The following is a 17,564-nucleotide window of genomic DNA, read 5'->3' as shown; positions in this document are numbered from 1 at the left end:
TTATCCCGACCTGATCCTTGAGGCCTGCGGCACTGCCTCGCGCAATAAAATTGTTGAGCATCTCATCTAGGAATTGATTGCGGGCAACGATCAACTCTACCTTTGATGTCATGACCATTGTGCCACTCGACCGACGGGTTAACATTCGCCTCGAGAGCGAAACCGTTGAATTTCATCTTAGCGAATTACGAGACAGACCATATGTGGTCTTGCTTGGGGAGCCCGGGGTCGGAAAATCGACAGCACTTCAGCATGAAGCAATGCAGGAAGGCGGCGAGGTCGTAACATGCCGAGAGGTCATGAACGGCGTCGCTCTTAGCAGTTCGCAGACGGCGTATCTCGATGCTCTCGATGAGTATCGAGCGGGAGATGGCGGCAAGGACAAGTTACTTCAGCTCGCCACGGCGATTTCCAACAGTACAGTCGGGCGTTGGCGGCTTACCTGCCGGGCCGAGGACTGGAGGGCCGCAGGTGATCTCCAGCAAATGCGACGGGCGGCGAACAACCAGCCAATCATTGTCGCTCATCTTCTTCCTCTGGACGACGAAGAGGCGGAAGCTGTCCTTGCCGGATTGGGAGAGCCTGACCCCGAAAAATTCATAGCCGACACGCGCGGCAGGGGAGCAATAGCATCCCTCGAAAATCCTCTTAGCCTCAGCCTTCTTCATTCTGTTGTGCGCAGGGATGGTGTCTGGCCAGCAACGAGGTTTGAGCTGTTCGAGCGAGCCATCGATGCTCTCGCGCACGAACACGATCCTCAGCGCGTCCTAGATCCCCGCCCAGGCGTCGAGGAGATCATCGCTGACGCCGAGCGACTGTGCTTTTACCTTTTGGCGACCGGCGCCCGCAGGATCTGGCGTTCAAACGCGCTTGCCACTGGAGTGCAAGCCGAAGGCTATGTCACCGTCGATGCAATCGGAGTCGATAGAGCCCGCGCGGCGTTCGCATTGGATACGGCCATTTTTCGTGGTGAAGGGCAAAGTTTCGAACCCTCCCACAGAACCGTCGCCGAATTTCTTGCCGGCCGTTATCTTGCTGGGGCGGTTTCTGGTTCCTCAGGCAGCCTTCCATTTCCTCTTGGTCGTGCTGCCGCGCTCATCACAGGCAACGATCGAAAGGCGCCGAGTGAGCTAAGGGGATTGTACGCTTGGTTTGCCGCAGGCCTGTCACAGAAGGGCGATGAAACCGGAGCGATCCGGTTGATTGAGAGAGATGCGGCAACCGTTTTAGCCTACGGCGATGCGGCTGCCTTCAAAGCGGCCGGTCGGAAGGCTATTCTAAACAATCTGGATCGCGACGATCCATATTTTCTGTCATCGCGGGATGGTGCCACCGTGCTTGGCGGTCTGGCGTCAGACGATCTTGTCGACGAGTTCATAGCCATTCTCGATAGTGACGCACAGAGCCACCTTAAGCTCACCGTACTCGAGGCATTAGGGGATGGTCTGCCTCTTGTCGGCATGCAGGTAAAGCTGCACGAAATCTCAATCGCGCCGACCCGTCCACATTGGCAGAGATTGCGCACGTCCGAGGCGTGGATCAAGGGCCAGACCGATCCAACTGCGGCCAGACGTCAGCTATTCCGCGAGATCGCTGCTACCCCGGTCAACTACGATCAGGTTTCGCTCCGAGCCAATCTGCTTTCCGGCATCAAGCCCGAGCAGCTCCAACTGGAGGAGATTCGGGGGCTGCTTTCCGACCTAGATCGACTTCCCCCGGTTCCCCCAGGGGAAAGCGAAGACTCGGGGGCTTTGCTCTCCTTGATGATGGGACTGATGAAATCGCCTCGCAGCGATCTGTTTGATCAACCGATGATCGGTGAATCGGACGACCACCGTGGTCACAAGGTCGAAGTGCGGCACTTCTTGCAGCAGACGTTATCCTCGGCAATCGCGTCAAATCTCGACATCGATGCGCGAACACTTTGGTCCTGGATTCGGAATACGCGCGAATATGAGTGGGAGCGAATTGACGACGATCTGTCGAAGTCAATCAACGCTTGGATTGGTCGGGACACGAATCAAAGAGAACTCGACCTCTTTACCGTCTTGATGGAAAGCGGCGAAGAGGGTGAAGGCGCGTGGATGGCTACAAACCATTTCATCACCATCGCGCGCAGGCTTCCGTCGGACACGCTGATCGAAAACCTGATCAACCTTGCCGAGAGCACCCCCGAAGGACCATATCGCCGACGGCTATTGGAGGTCGCGGCATACGCCGTGCGGACTGAAACGCATTGGCCCATCTGGGAAAAGCGCATTGTTGAAACCCTGGAGAAAGAGGGCGGCTTTGGCGATTTCATAACGTCACTGCGCACCGACCCAAATAGAGATTGGAAGGAAAAGGAGGCAAAGCGTCAAGCGAAGGAGCTTGCGGATAATGAGGAAGCCCGAGCTCATAACATTGCAGACATGACACCCAAGATGAATGCAATTGCGGCGGGACGCGAGAGCGAATTGGGGGTCCTGCGGTGGGCTTCTCAGCATTATCGAAACGCAGTCATCCGGAAGAAGGAAGATCCGCTCGCGAAGATTGAGAAATATACTAACAATCGGATCAAGTCCGCGATCGCGGAAGGGTTCGTTCAATTTGCGATTCACGCTGATATTAAACTGACCTCAAGCGATCTGGGAAAAGCCGAAGCGGAAAATAGGGCTTTCCATAACGAGTATGTGGTCGCCGCCGGCATTCACCAGGCAATTTTGGCTGGAAGGGACGAAGAAATCTCAGAATGCCCTCCCGTGACCGCAATTGTAGCCCTGAGGCAGAACTATTTCAGCGGAGACGAGAAACCGTCGCTTGCGAATTGGGCGATGGGGCATCTCGCGCGCGACGCCGCTGTAGGGAAACACGAGATTCTGAACTATTGGAACGCTGCTCTCGATGCTGGCGATTCCGACCTCGATGCTATCCACTACCTGTCCCAATCGAACGAGCACGAATTGGTCTCAGAGGTCTTGAAAGCACTCTTAAAGGAGCGACCAAATCTGCCACCGGCCGCGCTCAGACAGGCCTTAAGCGCGTCCGCTCAATTTTTGACGCGAGATGAAATTTTGGAGCTTGTCGCAAATGCGCTCGGTGGCACCCTCGACGCGGAAGCGACAGGGCTATGGAGTTTCATCGATCTGGCGCTTGACCCTGTCAGATTCGCCATCGGCCATTCACGCGAGGCGGTTGGTGCCGCGCTTCTTGCTCCGAATGGCGACCTGGTCGAAAAATACAATCAGCTATCTCTTGATCTCGATCAGCTTGACTATCTCCGCATAGCCGCGCTCGGTGGGGATCAGCCTGCAGAAGAACGTGACTGGGCCAATCCAGATAGTTCAAGCCGCATTGTTCGGGCGGCAATCAATCGCCTCAGTGCGTCAAGTCGCGCGGATGCCGGAAAACTCCTGAAGGCGCTCATTCCGGGCGTCGACCCAAGCTGGAGCCCGGTGTTGAGTCACGCAGCTGCGGAGCATGCCTCGATGTTGCGAGACAGCATGTTCGTTGCGCCGACCGCTTCGCAATTGAAAGCTGCACTTAGCGGCGGGCCACCCGCGAACCCAGCGGATCTTGCAGCAGTCGTCATGGAGGAAATCGAACGATATAGGGCGAGCCTTCGGACGGGCAGCGAAATGCCATGGAAGCGCTATTGGAATACCGACCACACGGGCGCTGCGACCAAACCTCAAATCGAAAACGAGGATCGGGATCGACTTCTTGAGCTTCTTAGGTCTCGATTGGAGCGCTACGGTGTTGCGGCATCTCTTCCAGAGGCTCGGCGGGCTGAAAGTACACGTGCCGACGTTTTGCTCCTAACGCATGCAGGCAAAAACCTTCCAATTGAAGCCAAACGGCACTACAATTCAGAGCTGTGGAGTGCGCCCATCGAGCAGTTGACGGGTTACGCTGCGGACGAGGGCGCTTTCGGCTACGGCATTTATCTAGTTTTCTGGTTCGGCTCTGAATACAGAGTGCCAGCAAGACGCGACCGGAAAGAAGCTCCTGCCACCGCCGAAGAACTGCAGGCCATGCTTGTCGACGACCTACCATCGGAATCTGAAGGTAAGATATCGGTGATCGTGTTGGATGTTGCGCGTCCAAACGCGGGCGAGAAGCGCAAGAGGGCTCCAACTCGAAAGAAAGCGACGGTCAAAACCGCGCCGAAGAGCACAAAGGAATGATAGCGGCCGCAGCCATGTGTCAAGCAGCATGTCAACCGGCGCACAAAACTTGAATTGATCGAGACCTGGTTAATCGGGCAACATGTCCGGCGGTCGGTGGCAATGGCACTCGCCAGTCCCAGTAAGAATCTTATTCCTTCAGAGGTTGTACCCCTTGCAACTCTTTGAAGGCAACCGTATATCCACATCGATTTCAGCAATAGGCTGTAGCTCACGGCTCTACGGAAAGTTCGACCTTCGGGTTGTCCTCATGTACGAGCTTCGGGAATATACTATTGTTCTCTCAGTTGACGACTCCATGGTTAAACATGGGTTGCAGTTTGCTGAAATCTCGCAATGGAGGATTTGCCGATGAAGAAATTTCATAAGCATCTCGACCTTGCTGTAGCTGTCTTGACGATGTTGTACTCCGCCTTGGAGATCATCAATGTTGCGCTCGATATCTATAGCAAGGTTGTCAACTATGCCCTTATCGTTCGAAAACTTCCTGTATTCTTACAACAAGAACGGCAAGCCCATTTATGCGCCTAATCCGTTCGGGGAAAAACTTGGCGCTGAACTCAAGCGCAAGGTGAACAAGGCGCACAAATTCGACAGCTTTGTTTACCATTTCAAGGACGGGTCGCACGTTCTCGCGCTGCATCGGCATCGAAACAACCAGCTTTTCTGCCGCATCGACATCTCGAAATTTTTCTACAGCATCCAGCGCAATCGCGTTAAGCGCGTGTTGAAGGACATCCACGTCCAGCGCCCGGAATATTATGCGAAGTGGTCAACAGTCAAAAATCCTTACGGGGCAGGGTATGTGCTCCCCTATGGGTTCGTCCAATCGCCTATCCTGGCGACGCTCGTTCTCGCGAAGTCCCCAATAGGCGTCTATCTTCGTGCGCTTCCCGCGTCCGTTACTGTCTCCGTGTATATGGACGATATATGTCTCTCGGGCAACGATGAGGCCGAGCTCAAGATGGCGTTCGATGGGCTTGTTGCCGCCGTCGCCGAAGCTGGCTTCACCCTCAACGACGACAAGACGCGCGCCCCTGCGTCGCAAATCGATATTTTCAATTGCAGTCTAACCAACGGCAAAACCGAGGTTTTGCAGGATCGCGTCGACGAGTTCTTCGCTGAGGAACGCTCTCCTGCAAGCGAGGAAGGGTTCAAGACCTACTGCGATATCGTGGAGTCGAAGACGTGGCGCACAGGTCACAAGAAAAAGCGGCGCACCGCATATTTCCGTTCGCTCCCGAAGCCCACGCCGGTCGCGCCCGCAGCTCCTGAGCCACCGACTACTTGAACCGCGCGGTAGTTGAGCCGGTTATCATCCCAAGCGCGAATCCAACGATGGTCGTGATGGTCTTCTCGATGAATGCGCGCTGCGACTTATCCTTGCAGAAGGCATAGATGCCGGTGAAGGCAACGAGCACGAAGGCGACCAAAGCTAAGAGAATGTAGATAATCGTGTTGTCGGATTGACCGCCAGTGTCGCCCGTCACGCTTTTGGCGTAGGCTGAGGAGATGAGATTCCACGAGACGCTTATAGTATCGCGCTGCTCGATGAATGGCGAATTCGCGAGCGACGTATGTGCAGCCTGAAGCTCCTCTTGCATGGTCGTTGCCAGCTTTAACGCTTCCGGATTGTTGGCAACCAACTCTTTGAGGCGCACAAGATTGGTATCCGAGTTATTCAGGGCAATTGAGATGCGTTGGTAGTCGCCTTCGGACACCTGCCAGACCTTGACAACTTTCTCCGGATAAAGCCGCTCCCAGAGTCTCACCGCCGATGTGCTGATACCTGCCAAAAGCAGGCTGATGAGCACAGAGGAAACGAGCACTCTGAATAGATCGTAGATCCGGCTGCTCGGCGTTTCCGATTTGGACTTTTCTGGCTCCTCAGTGCTCATGGTGTCGCTCCTCTTTGCAACCTGAGTGCACGAATTCGTGTTCCGGTGGAAGGCAGGCGCCGAGTGTTGCACGGTTAAATTTGCTTCTGGGGATTTGGAGCACGCTTCTCATGTGTTAGCGAAACGCCGCGTGAAGCCACTCAGCGCTGTTGGTTGAGTCGTACGGTTAGTGTGCGGCGTCCGGTCGCCGCCTGAGCGCCGCAAGACACATCGGGATTTCGGTGGCGCCTCAGTGGCTTATGCATAACGGCCGCCGGTGAAGTTGTTGTCTTTCCACGATTTTGGGGTGGACCGGTCGATGGTTCGAATTGGTTCAAGGCGAATACGTGCATGCCTATGGCAGCTTCGCGCTTTAATTCCAGCCATTCACCCGGCCTTGGCCGAATACGGGACGAGATAGTCGGGCTTTTCTCTCGATACGGAGCAAAGACACCCGCTCACTCGAACAATTGCGACACCGACACTTGCCGGATGCGCCGTTCGTCCGAGGTGAAGCTCAGAAGCATCCGCTTGTCTCCAAGCACCCAGCGATCGTTTTTCAAACTACCACCGCTGCTCCATTCCGGCTCCCCGAACTTTGCTCGCGCCTGCTCCCGGGTCATGGTCATATCGAGATCGAAAGGCGTTCCATCGATCGGTCTTCCTGCTTCCTCCGGAAGAACGAAGAATGTACGCAGAACCAACTCCCCTTCCGCAAAGCGCTTCCCGTTCGGCAATTCGCTTCCGAGAGTAAAGAGCAGTTCAATCTGTTGACCGGGGACCTCAACGTTCGTTTCCTTCTCGCCGCGTGGCGGCCGCTTGAGCGGGAGCGTCGCACCCAGCGACTTCAAGTAGTCCACGAGCGCTGCGTCGGTTTCCGACTTTCCCAGCAATGCCAGCGCGCCCTTGTAGATTGCCATGCAGCAGCTCCAATGCTTACTTGCGACGATTCCTATGAGAATCGGTACAGGGACGCCGCGAAGACGCTGTCCATAATGAGCAACGACGATTGGGACAAGTGGCTCAAGAAGATGATCCGGAACAATTCAGAGGGCAAGTGAAAGCATGAATGCAGATCGACTGTTTACGCTGGTCGGAATGACCAATACCGACAACGACGTGATCGAGGCGATCAAGGCCAATGGTGGATCGATCGATACCCTCTCTCCGAAGAAGCTCAAGGAGTTGACGACGGATTTCGTTCAGCTCATTGACCTCGGTGTCGCGCTCGCATTCACGCCGAAGGAGTTCTTCTCCCGCAACTATCGAGACCCGCTTGGATCCGGCCCTTATGCAATGAGTGGCGTCTTCTACTATCCTAACGGCTCGGCGACGGTATCCGCGTATCTGGGATCCATTCCACTCTCTTCCGGTCCCGTTGGCAGTCGGGAGGAGGCGCTCGCCGCCTTCGGTGAACCTCAGGAAACCGAGGAGGAGGATGGCGATGTGTATTGGGATATTTGGATGAAGGATAGTCGGCAGGTGAAGGTCGATTACAACGACGAGTTGACTGTAAAAACCGTTCTCGTGTCGTTCCCAATGAAAGATTGAAAGCCCGATTTTTAATGAATGGAGTCTGTGATTGGCCCCGGGACGAATTGGCGAGAGTCTCAAGGTCCGCGTGCGACGGCGCCACTGAAATTGGACCGAACGAAACCTCGGCGCACGGAGCAGGCGTGGCCTCCAACAAGCGGATAGTTTGAGTTCGATCGATATCACGCCCAGGCGGGCCTTCCGGATTTTGCCGAAGTTGATCCAAAACTGCCGACGAGCAACGCGAGAACACCCAAATTCGTTTTGTGGGCGGATATCATGGAGTTTCGGGCAGCTGAGGAAAATCCGCCGACATCACCATGACCGAAAAATTGTGCTTGAATTCGTGGTCTCCAACGTAGGTTCGCGCAATCTTGCCGGACCAGGTGATCTTGAAGCGGCTGGAATTGCTGATCCGGTCGAACCTGATTTTGTGTTTGGCAACCGTATCATGGCCGAGCAGGTATATCTGAAACGCGAAATCATTCCGGTCTGTTATCGTTTCCGGGTGGGGGTCTATCAGCAATTCGAGGCCATCCAGAAACTCCGGTGTATATTCATGCTTGGAGCAGATCCTAAAGCCGCCAATGTGCCAGTCGTCCGACGATAGTATGCAGGATTGATAGTTTTCCCAAGAGTATGGCGCGTCCCAGTCGCTGGTGTAGTTCGAGCTTTCCTTATCCTTTATATCGCGCTCTGAATTGTAATTTGCTGACTCGAGATGAATGTCGAACCATACATCTCCGTCGATCTCTTTTGCTGACCACAAAAACTCTACGATTGAATGTCCCTCTGGCCAAGGATTACCTTCGAAGTAGATCCTGTTCGATTGCATGCCTGTTTGTCCTCTTGGAAGGTATCACTGCGGGCAAAAAGACGGCCATCCAAAAGGGCAGAACTGCCCGAGACTCGTCCACATCAATCGCAGGGTTTGTAGCGTTCAGGCGAAACGAGTCAACACAATGGTCGCCACCGTCCCGTGACTGTGACTGTCGCAGACCCAGTCAAGGATTTTCGCTTAGCGATTGAAACTTCCCTGCCTATGGATATGAATTGCGGATAGCGGCCCGACTTCTCCCGATCCACTGCGGAACAACGACGAGCAATAATCACACATGCGCCATCTGCTGTTTGCGACAGTACTTTTGGTCGGTTCCACCACCCATCCGCCGACTGCCGCGACAAATGCCACGGAGCTGCGGAATATTTTGAGTAGTTCCGCGACCGCCGCTACGTCGACCGAAATCCACATCGAGAGCGGCTGTGGGCCGGCAGGTTGCATGATCGAGGTCGAGCAACTGCGGATCCAACGTGATAAGGGTTTCTTCGAGCACGACGGCAAGCCGCTTCTGCTGATCGAGCACAAGCCGACAGTTCGATGGGTGCTGCCCGAGATGGATTGGACACCAATCGCCGCTTACAAGATCGATACAGGCGGGCAGCGATGGGGCACATGCCTGGAATTCGCGCACAGCGGTATCGGCAAAAGTGGTGTGCATCAGCGGTGGTCAAGTGTCGTGCTGGTGCCGTTTCATGGTGGCAAACCTGTAGATGCAGCGCACCGCTTTGTGGGCTATTGGACCGGGTGCGACTCTCTCCAGGTGGGAGAAAAACCCCATCAAGTCGTGTTGCCGCTCGTCGAGCCGGCTGCGACCGGCGCGTCACCGTCGCTGTGCATCAGTCAGTATCTGTGCAATGCGCAAGGTTGTGAGCGGCGTGAAGATCCGCGGCAAGTGCACGGGGATCCGACCGGGGAAACCGGGGTGTTATCGATCGATGGCTGACGCCGAGGTCTGTCGTTGCCCCCAAAATACCGGACAGGATCAGGTTGGGGTAGTTTGATTGGCCTGCCTCACTCGCTCGGAGATTTCATTGATCATGTCCTCATCGCCAGTAATGGAAAGGCCAATATAGCTTTCTGCCTCTATAATGATTTGTTGTCCGGCCAATCGCGCCTGAACGGTCTCAATTTCCTGCGAACCCGCAACGGACCAAATCCGGCTTTCGACTGAAGCACCAAGCTGCCCCATAACATCCATGACCGTTGTTCGTAGAGTCTTGTCGTATTCCGGACCCAATATCACAGTTACTGTCATCAAATTGATCCCATGAACGAGGGCTGGCGCGTCTTGTCGGCCAGGAATTCTTTTGGCGAGCGGTAGCCGAGGGCTTTGTGAGGGTGAGAGCGATTGTAGTGCTCGAACGAGACTGGCAGTGAGCATGTCCTCTTCCCACTTGGTGTAGAAGCCACGGCGCTGTTCGCGCCACTGCAGATACCAGTCCCAAACGCCGGGGAAGATGAGAAGGCCGAAGCTCAATTGGCTGACTGGCACGCCGCAGCCCCTTACTCTTGCTAGTGACCCTATACCTCTGCATGAACGGCGTTCTACGCAAGCCATTGCTCTACCTCAGTCTTTACCTGAAATCCCATCGGAGGGAATATTATCGGCTACTGCAAGAGGTTCGCGAACATGGCAACTGGGAGGCTTGGTTGGACTTTTTCCTGACTGGGGTGGCCGACACCGCCAATCAGGCGTTTGAGGCTGCGACCCAGATTGTGGATCTCTTCAAGGAAGATCGAGAGCGCATCACGACGGAGAGTGATAGAGCGGGATCGGCACTTCGTACTCACGGGCTTTTCCAGCAGAATCCTTTTCTCACGGCGAACCAGGTCGTCCAAATTACAGGTCTGTCCGCACCGACGGTCAATGCAGCACTCGCGGATCTGCAGCGGTTGGACATCGTCGACGAGGTGACGGGCCGCAAACGTGGCCGCGTGTTCAGCTACCGAAGATATCTTGCAATTCTCAGCGAAGGCACCGATCCTCTTCCTCTCAGTTCATGACAGACAGGTGGGTCGAAGGTTCGATCTTCATCGAGGCGCCCGGCACTTTGAAAAGCCCAGGGTCGTCCTCGATCAACATCTTCTTTGATGCTCCGTTTGCGCCCTCGACAATAGTCGTCGCGCAACGGTGGTCCGACCGGGGACCGTCATCTGTTGACGACGCCGGCTTCATTGCGCTAACGTTAGCAACAATGGAGATCGAAATGAAGATTGTGCGCTACCGGGCCGTCGACGGAATTCACTATGGGATCGAAACTGAGGATAGGATTGAGCGGATCGCCGGCGATCCGTTCGAGGCTGTCGAGCGGACGGGAAAGGTGGATCGCCCTGCCGACATCAGTCTGCTGTGCCCTGTGGAACGGCCCCGGATATTCGGCGTCGCTTACAATTACCGGCAGCACACCGATGAGGCCGGAAAAGAGCAGCCAACGCTTCCGGTGCTGTTCATGAAGCCGAGCACGGCAGCGAGCGGCGATGGAGATGCCATTGAATATCCGAGCGATGGCGAAATTGTTCATTACGAGGCCGAGCTGGTGGCCATCATCGGCAAAGGCGGGCGCCATATCGGCAAGGAGCAGGCCCTGCAGCACATTCTCGGCTACACATGCGGCAATGATATCAGCGACCGCATCATCCAGCGGCAGGAAAGCAAGTTCGGCTGCCTGCTGGCCGGCAAGGGTTACGATACGTTTGCGCCGATGGGGCCGGCCATCGTCACGGATCTCGATCCGGCGAACCTTGACGTCATCCTTCGCCAGAACGGCACCGTGAAACAGTCGGGCAATACGCGAGACCTCGTCTATCCGGTTGCCGACATCGTTGCTTACTTGAGCCGCTTCATCACGCTGCTGCCCGGCGATGTGATCATGACCGGTACGCCCGCGGGCGTCGGGCCGATCATTCCCGGCGACGAACTCGAGGTGGAGATTCCGGGTATCGGTATTTTGACGAATCCGGTGGTTGCGGCGTCGCGCTAGCCGGGATCCTGCAAGTTTCCGCTACGGGGTGAAAATTCCGGTTGACCTCAGAATCTCTGGCGCTATTAATGCTAACGTTAGCACCTGCTGAGCAGACTGGTTCCACGTCGGGCTGCCTTGGACAGGGAGATTTGCGAAGACAACTCTGAGGGTGGAGAAATGGCACGCGTAAAATATGTCTCGAATACCGAGCTGGCCGCGACGCAGCCAGCGCTCAATGAGCGCTTGCTGAAGGAGAGGAAGGTTCCGACAGGAAATATCTTCCTGGCGCTCGCCAACGCTCCGGCGATCCTCGACGATTTTCTCACTTACGCCAATGCGGTACGGGCCGCCGATCTCAGTCCGAAGCTGCGGGAGATGGCAATCCTGACGGTCGGGTACTGCACGAACTCTGAATACGAGGTGAAGCATCACCACTCTCATGGGCTCAAGGCCGGCCTAACGGAGGAGCAGTTCCATGCAATTCCGCATTTCGAGACTTCGGATCTCTTTGACGAGCAGGAGAAGGCTGTGATGGCTTTTGCCAAGGAGTCCACGCTGAATGTCGATGTTTCCGATGAGGTTTGGAACGGGATCGCGAAGTTCCTGTCGGAGAAGCAGCTTGTCGAGCTCTCGATCAATGTCGCCTGGTACAATTCCGGCGTTCGCCTCATGGGCGCGCTGAAGATCGACCTTGAAGAGGGATACCGCTGAACAGTAAGGCGGCGCGCAAACTGCGCCGCCTCGACTTGCCGCATGGTCTTGGCGGCGATCATCAAGATATTCCAGAGCTTTCAGCGTCCGGCCCTGGATACGGGATGAATCGCAGCCGATCGAAGAGAGGTGCGTGTCGTAGGACGGGCGCCTCTCTCTGATCCCGCTTGCTGCGGGAGATCTTCAGCCTGTCGGCCTTTCACGGAGTGCCCGTGCTGCCGCGGATGACCAGGTGGGGCGGGGAGATGAAGCTGTAAGGCTTGCTGAGATCACCCTTGTTCTGAAGGTGGTGCAGGAACCAAAGCCCGCAGGCGGTTGCCAACTCCGAAACGGGCAACTGGACCGTCGTCAGTCCCGGACCCCACCACCGATAGCCAAGCTCATCACCAAATCCGACGACCGAAATATCTCGAGGGACGCTCAAGGCCTGGTCCTGGATTTCGTCAATGACGCCGGAGGTATTTTGCACCGCGCCGATCACAAGCGCCGTCGGTCGATCCTTTAGGGAAAGGAGGCGGCGCACGGCCTCCCGTCCAAATTCGGGCAAGGAGGGCGCGCCAAGCTCCTCGTGAACGGTTATGGCTCGGCCGGCGCTTTTGACGGCGTCCCGGAAACCCTGCACGCGCGCCGCGCCGGTGGGCAGTTCTTCCGTGCCTCCGATATAGGCGATGCGTTTGTGACCTGCGTTGATGATGTGTTCGGTGCTCTCGTAAAGCGCCCGTCTGTCATCGATCCCAAACCATTGGTCGCCGAGCAGCGGCGCCTTTCGCAGCAATTGGATATGCGGCGTCATCTTCAGGATTCGCGCGGAATCGGGATGAGGTTTTGCACTCGGGACCAGAATGATCCCGGCGACGTTGACGCTCGTGAGTTCCCTGATGTGGCGAAGCTCGTGCATTCTGTCGTCATCGGTTTCGCACAAGGTCAGCTGGTAATTCGCCGACAGAAGGCACTGCGAGAGGGCGTGGGCAATCGTCGAATAAAAGCTGTTCCGGATATCTGGAACGATCAGCCCGACGAGATTGCTCTGCACCCCACGCATCATGCGTGCAGCACGATTGGCAACGTAGCCCGCTTGAGCGGCGGCTTCGTTCACCTTTCGCTTCATCTCCGCGCTGATGCGGCGATCGTCGGCCAGGGCGCGGCCCACGGTCGAGGGGGAAACTTGAAGTATCGCGGCGATGTCTTTAATTGTTACCATCGTGTCCGGCTCGGAATTGTCGCTTTGGCCAACGATAGCATTGGCGTCGCGGTTGTCAAACCTTCCGTACCGTTTAAGTGGCATCATTTGATTTTTCGCGTCTAGCACTTGGGTGCGGTCGCCGACTGCCATAAGAATCAAAAAATTTTCAGACACTTAAATCTATGAATTGACGTTGCTGCGCCGATGGTGGTGCGTTCGCCCAGGCGCTTGTGGACTAATTAACTTCTTCAAAGCCGTTGACAGAAGGGTCGCCTTGTGGGACGAATGTTTGTGCAAACGTTAGCGCAAACGGGAGGAGGCATAACGTATGGATATCCTGGTGTTCCTGGCATCGATCATCACGTCCGCAGAGGGACGTAGATTCTGATGACCGTCGCTCTTTTCCTGCAATCCGCTGTCGGCGGCGTCCTGTTGGGCGGGATCTATGGCTTGCTGGCGATGGGTCTCAGTCTGAGCTGGGGCCTGTTGAAGCTGGTGAACCTTAGCCACTTCGCGCTGGCGTTCCTTGGCGCTTACCTGACCTATCAGCTCGGCACCGTCTATGGCGTTCCGGCATATTGGAGCGCTCTTCTGATCGCTCCGCTGTTCTTCGTGCTCGGCATTGCCCTGCACAGCGTGTTCGTGCGCTTCAAGGTGAAAGAATTCGCCTCGCTCCTGGTGACCTTCGGCGTCACGATCCTGATCGAGTCGCTGATTCAATGGATCTGGTCGGCCGACTTTCTTCGCTACGAAACGCCGTATGCGCAGACCACCATCCGGCTGGGTCCGATCTTCGTGCCCGTATTGGATCTTTCCGCCTTTGCCTGCGCCGGCGTGCTTGCTGGAGCGGCCTGGTACGCGTTGAACAAGACCATGCTCGGCAAGGCGCTGCGTGCCGCTGCCCATGACGCTCCCGTGGCGTCGGCTTTCGGAATCAATTCCACCCGCGTGTCATACATTCTGGCCGGCCTTTGCTCGGCGACGGCAGGCATCGCGGGCGTCTTCATCGCCCTGATCGGAACTTTGGCGCCATCTCAAATCGAGGCCTGGATCGGAGTGGTATTTGCCGTCGCCATCATTGGAGGATTGGGCAGTCCCATCGGCGCGCTGGGTGCCGGAATGCTGATCGGCGTGGCCGAGAGCCTTACCATGTCCGTCGTGAACCCCGCTTGGGCGCCGCTCGTGGCATTCAGCGTGCTCATCGTCATCCTCCTGCGCAAACCGGTGATTTGACCATGAAAAAGCTCCTTATCGCAGCCCCTGTCGTGGCGGTCCTGGCCTCGCTGCCTTACCTGGGAATGGCGGACTACTACCTGTCCTACCTGTACATCATCTTCTTCTGGGTCGTGCTGGCAACGAGCTGGGGCATCCTGAGCGGTTACACTGGCTACTGGAGTTTCGGTCACGCCGCATTTTTCGGGATTGGCGTCTACACGACGGCCACGCTGGCGACGCAGCTGTCATGGCCTTTCGTCGCGACGATACCTGCTGCGGCACTGCTCGCGGCTGCGGTCGCCGTTCTGATCGGCTTCGTTGTCTTTCGCTCGGGGGGGCTACGCGGCGAATTCTTCGCGCTGCTGACGCTGTCCGTGACGTTCGTCATCGCGGCCATTGTGTCGAACACCGCGCTGGACTCGGGCACCGGCGTATTCCTCTCGGGAATCGAGATCCCGATGATCGGTGCAACGGCGTCCGGCTCCCTCTATATGTTCGGGCTTATTGCGGCTCTCGCTGCGCTGGCGACGTCCTATTTCATCTTTCACAGCAAATTCGGTCAGGGCCTGCTCGCAATCCACGACGATGAAGACGTTGCGGAGGTGAAAGGCGTTCCGACGTTCCGCTATAAGCTGATCTCGTTTGCGGTCTCATCGGCGCTTGCCGGCGCAATGGGTGCGATCCACGCCGTCTATGTCGGTTACGTCACGGTCGGCGAGACGTTTGCGGTGACCGTTCCTCTCTATGTCGTGCTCATGAGCATTCTTGGCGGAGCCCGCCATTGGGCTGGGCCTGCGATCGGCGCGGTCATCATCACCGTGCTGCAGAGCGCCATCGTCAGCGGCGCTCATGCGGAATTCGGCCGCGCGGGCGTGGCTCTTGCGCTGATCGTCGTCATCCTGGTGCTGCCGTCCGGCATCGTTCCCAGCCTTGTTCGCAGGTTTGCCGGCGGGCGTAACGGAGTTGGCGCGGCGGCGGGGACTGCCGAGGCCGTTATGCAGTTTGCGCCTTCTGCTGCTGCGGGCTCCGGTCCTGTGCTTCTCAAATGCGAGGATGTCACCAAGTCCTTTGGCGGTATCCGCGCCTTGACCGGCGTGACCCTGGATGTCTGGCGGGGAGAAATCCTGGCCCTGGTTGGGCCGAACGGCTCCGGCAAGTCCACGCTGATCAATATGATCAGCGGCCACTATGCCATGACCTCCGGCAAGATCATGCTGGAAGGCGAGGAGATTTCCGGTCGGTCACCGCATCTGATCGCGCAGCAGGGCGTGGCGCGCACCTACCAGATCCCACGCCTGTTCGATAACCTGACGGTCCTCGAAAACGTGCGGCTCTGTGCGAAGTTCGGCAGCGCGGATGGCATGGCGGGGGCCACGGTCGAGGCAGTCACCCGGGAGGCGCTCGCCTTCACCGGCCTGGCCGAAAAGGCCGACGTGCTTCCCGAAGCCTTGAACCTGCATGACCGAAAGTTCGTCGAATTCGCCCGAGCGCTGGCCGCAAAGCCGCGGCTGCTCCTGCTTGATGAGGTGCTTTGCGGCTTGAATCCGGCCGAGGTCGACCACGCGGTCGAAATGATCAAGCGGATCAAGGCCGGCGGCACGACGATCATCTTCGTCGAACACCTCATGCGTGCGGTCGTCGCGCTGGCGGACCGTGTCGCGGTGCTGGATCAAGGCAAAGTTCTGGCGCTTGGGCATCCAGGCGAAACGATGCGGGATCCGGCTGTGGTCAGCGTATATCTGGGAGGCAGTCATGCTGCTTGAGGTCGATAAGATCGAGGTCGGCTACGGAGACGCGATCGCTCTGTGGGACCTGTCCATCAGTGTAAGGTCAGGCGAGATCGTTTCGGTCGTCGGCCCGAACGGGGCAGGGAAGAGTACGCTGGTAAACGCCATCGCCGGCATTCTTCGCCCGCACCGGGGAAAGATCGTTATCGAGGGCAACGACGTTTCCAAAGTGCCGAGCCACCGGGTCTGCGACTACGGCATAGCGGTGGTCCCGGAAGGGCGTCGTCTCTTCACGGCGATGACGGTCCTGGACAACCTGTTGCTCGGTGCGTACCGCTCGCTCGCTCGTGCGGAGCGCGATGCCACACTCGCTGAGGTGTTTCAGCTTTTCCCCGTTTTGAAAGAGCGCCAGGATTCGCTGGCGGGTTCCTTGTCGGGGGGGCAGCAACAAATGGTTGCGATCGGCCGCGGCCTGATGGCCAAGCCGCGCGTGCTGCTCATGGACGAGCCGTCACTCGGGCTGTCGCCTTTGATCGTCGGGGAAATGTTCAAAATCATTCAGATGATCAATGAGCGGGGCGTAGCCGTGCTGCTGGTCGAGCAGAACGTGAACAAGGCGCTTGAAATTGCCCATCAGGCCTACGTGATCGAGCAAGGCCGCGTGACGGCCTCCGGAGCGCCCGAGGTTCTCATCAATGATCCAAGCATCAGGGAGGCGTATCTTGGTATCTGAAAATTCGAGCGGGAGAGTTCCCGCGCATATCAGGCGCGTCGTCACGAAGCACGGCAGTCAGGGTTTCGCCGGGTTCGCTGAGGATGGCGCCGTTCCGCGCACTGATATATTCAGAACGATCCCCGGACTGGTCTCGCGGATGGTCTGGTCGACTTCGGCTTCCACGACGATTCCATTCGACGGAGCCGATCCAACGTCCCAGGTGACGAGCTTCGTTCCCGAGCCGGGCGAAACGCGCTTTCTAGTGCTAACGTTCCCACCGGATTCGGTTTTCATGTCTCCGGATTTCGATGGTCCGGCGGCGATGGCGGAGAATCTGGCGGTCAGCCCCGGCTTGGCCGAACGTTTCGAACCGGATGGCAAACATCAGACTCCCACCGTCGATTACGGCATCGTTCTCGACGGCGAGATCTGGATGGAGCTCGACGATGGCAATGAGGCCTGCCTCGGCCAGTTCGACGCTTTCGTCCAGAACGGAACGCGTCACGCATGGCGAAACAAAAGCGACAGACCGGCAACCATCGCCGTGGTGCTGGTTGGCGCACGGACCGCCGATACGACGGATTAAGATGACGGCCTGCGAGCCTCGATGATCCAAAATCTCAATCTGACTTA

15 protein-coding genes and 1 pseudogene are annotated in these 17,564 nt (G+C 57.0%); 11 read left to right on the top strand and 5 right to left on the bottom strand.

All coding sequences use genetic code 11. The annotated features are described in order from the left end of the window. Nucleotides 1-77: 77 nt before the first annotated feature. Nucleotides 78-4,166, top strand: a complete 4,089-nt coding sequence (locus tag ATY77_RS19340) for a hypothetical protein (protein ID WP_141103948.1) — start codon at nucleotides 78-80, stop codon at nucleotides 4,164-4,166. 427 nt (nucleotides 4,167-4,593) lie between these two features. Further along, on the top strand, nucleotides 4,594-5,457 hold the full coding sequence (locus tag ATY77_RS19335; protein ID WP_245314358.1) for a reverse transcriptase domain-containing protein: 864 nt from the start codon (nucleotides 4,594-4,596) through the stop codon (nucleotides 5,455-5,457). On the opposite strand, the gene ATY77_RS19330 is transcribed toward ATY77_RS19335, so the two are convergent. Both ATY77_RS19330 and ATY77_RS19325 read right to left on the bottom strand, forming a co-directional pair. Continuing rightward, nucleotides 5,450-6,064 carry a hypothetical protein gene (locus ATY77_RS19330; RefSeq protein WP_088688426.1) on the bottom strand — a complete coding sequence of 205 codons (615 nt, stop codon included), beginning with the start codon at nucleotides 6,062-6,064 and terminating at the stop codon, nucleotides 5,450-5,452. The genes ATY77_RS19335 and ATY77_RS19330 overlap by 8 nt on opposite strands. Nucleotides 6,065-6,501: 437 nt before the next feature. Next, the gene (locus ATY77_RS19325) at nucleotides 6,502-6,963 is read right to left on the bottom strand and encodes a hypothetical protein (protein WP_088688425.1); all 462 of its coding nucleotides are present in this window, start codon (nucleotides 6,961-6,963) and stop codon (nucleotides 6,502-6,504) included. A 178-nt stretch (nucleotides 6,964-7,141) separates the two neighbouring features. Here ATY77_RS19325 and ATY77_RS19320 point away from each other — a divergent pair, with 178 nt between their 5' ends. After that, the gene (locus tag ATY77_RS19320) at nucleotides 7,142-7,594 is read left to right on the top strand and encodes a hypothetical protein (RefSeq protein WP_141103947.1); all 453 of its coding nucleotides are present in this window, start codon (nucleotides 7,142-7,144) and stop codon (nucleotides 7,592-7,594) included. Nucleotides 7,595-7,853: 259 nt separating this feature from the next. On the opposite strand, the gene ATY77_RS19315 is transcribed toward ATY77_RS19320, so the two are convergent. Beyond that, a complete protein-coding gene (locus ATY77_RS19315) occupies nucleotides 7,854-8,411 on the bottom strand; it encodes a hypothetical protein (protein ID WP_088688423.1) in 558 nt (185 codons plus the stop codon). A gap of 280 nt (nucleotides 8,412-8,691) precedes the next feature. Between ATY77_RS19315 and ATY77_RS19310 the strand changes: the two genes are divergently transcribed. Then, a complete protein-coding gene (locus ATY77_RS19310; RefSeq protein WP_088688422.1) occupies nucleotides 8,692-9,360 on the top strand; it encodes a hypothetical protein in 669 nt (222 codons plus the stop codon). Nucleotides 9,361-9,399: 39 nt separating this feature from the next. Here ATY77_RS19310 and ATY77_RS19305 read toward each other — a convergent pair whose 3' ends face one another. After that, nucleotides 9,400-9,909, bottom strand: a complete 510-nt coding sequence (locus tag ATY77_RS19305; RefSeq protein ID WP_190237672.1) for a hypothetical protein — start codon at nucleotides 9,907-9,909, stop codon at nucleotides 9,400-9,402. A 17-nt stretch (nucleotides 9,910-9,926) separates the two neighbouring features. Here ATY77_RS19305 and ATY77_RS19300 point away from each other — a divergent pair. From ATY77_RS19300 to ATY77_RS19290, 3 genes and pseudogenes are all read left to right on the top strand, one after another. Continuing rightward, nucleotides 9,927-10,421: pseudogene (locus tag ATY77_RS19300) on the top strand (Fic family protein); the annotation flags it as partial. After that, a complete protein-coding gene (locus tag ATY77_RS19295) occupies nucleotides 10,418-11,398 on the top strand; it encodes a fumarylacetoacetate hydrolase family protein (RefSeq protein WP_245314380.1) in 981 nt (326 codons plus the stop codon). The pseudogene ATY77_RS19300 and the gene ATY77_RS19295, both read left to right, overlap by 4 nt. 159 nt (nucleotides 11,399-11,557) lie before the next feature. Further along, nucleotides 11,558-12,091: a carboxymuconolactone decarboxylase family protein gene (locus tag ATY77_RS19290; RefSeq protein WP_088688597.1), complete on the top strand. Its 534-nt coding sequence runs from the start codon at nucleotides 11,558-11,560 to the stop codon at nucleotides 12,089-12,091. A 199-nt stretch (nucleotides 12,092-12,290) separates the two neighbouring features. Here ATY77_RS19290 and ATY77_RS19285 read toward each other — a convergent pair whose 3' ends face one another. After that, entirely contained in the window at nucleotides 12,291-13,379 is a 1,089-nt protein-coding gene (locus ATY77_RS19285) for a LacI family DNA-binding transcriptional regulator (RefSeq protein ID WP_245314379.1), read from the bottom strand. Nucleotides 13,380-13,661: 282 nt separating this feature from the next. Here ATY77_RS19285 and ATY77_RS19280 point away from each other — a divergent pair, with 282 nt between their 5' ends. The 4 genes from ATY77_RS19280 to ATY77_RS33255 all read left to right on the top strand — a co-directional run bounded on the left by ATY77_RS19280 (nucleotide 13,662) and on the right by ATY77_RS33255 (nucleotide 17,517). Further along, nucleotides 13,662-14,507: a branched-chain amino acid ABC transporter permease gene (locus ATY77_RS19280; protein WP_190237666.1), complete on the top strand. Its 846-nt coding sequence runs from the start codon at nucleotides 13,662-13,664 to the stop codon at nucleotides 14,505-14,507. Further along, nucleotides 14,444-16,252 (top strand): branched-chain amino acid ABC transporter ATP-binding protein/permease, encoded by a 1,809-nt coding sequence (locus ATY77_RS19275; RefSeq protein WP_245314378.1) that lies wholly within the window; start codon nucleotides 14,444-14,446, stop codon nucleotides 16,250-16,252. The genes ATY77_RS19280 and ATY77_RS19275 overlap by 64 nt, the downstream gene beginning before the upstream one ends. Beyond that, a complete protein-coding gene (locus ATY77_RS19270) occupies nucleotides 16,242-16,949 on the top strand; it encodes an ABC transporter ATP-binding protein (protein WP_088688594.1) in 708 nt (235 codons plus the stop codon). The genes ATY77_RS19275 and ATY77_RS19270 overlap by 11 nt, the downstream gene beginning before the upstream one ends. A 274-nt stretch (nucleotides 16,950-17,223) precedes the next feature. Beyond that, nucleotides 17,224-17,517: a cupin domain-containing protein gene (locus tag ATY77_RS33255; RefSeq protein ID WP_245314377.1), complete on the top strand. Its 294-nt coding sequence runs from the start codon at nucleotides 17,224-17,226 to the stop codon at nucleotides 17,515-17,517. The last annotated feature ends 47 nt before the right edge of the window (nucleotides 17,518-17,564 follow it).

The sequence above is a fragment of the Rhizobium sp. R634 genome, assembly GCF_002211305.1.
Lineage (GTDB): Bacteria > Pseudomonadota > Alphaproteobacteria > Rhizobiales > Rhizobiaceae > Rhizobium.
Note: the sequence above shows the minus strand (reverse complement) of the source record. Positions and strands in the feature narration are given on the sequence as shown.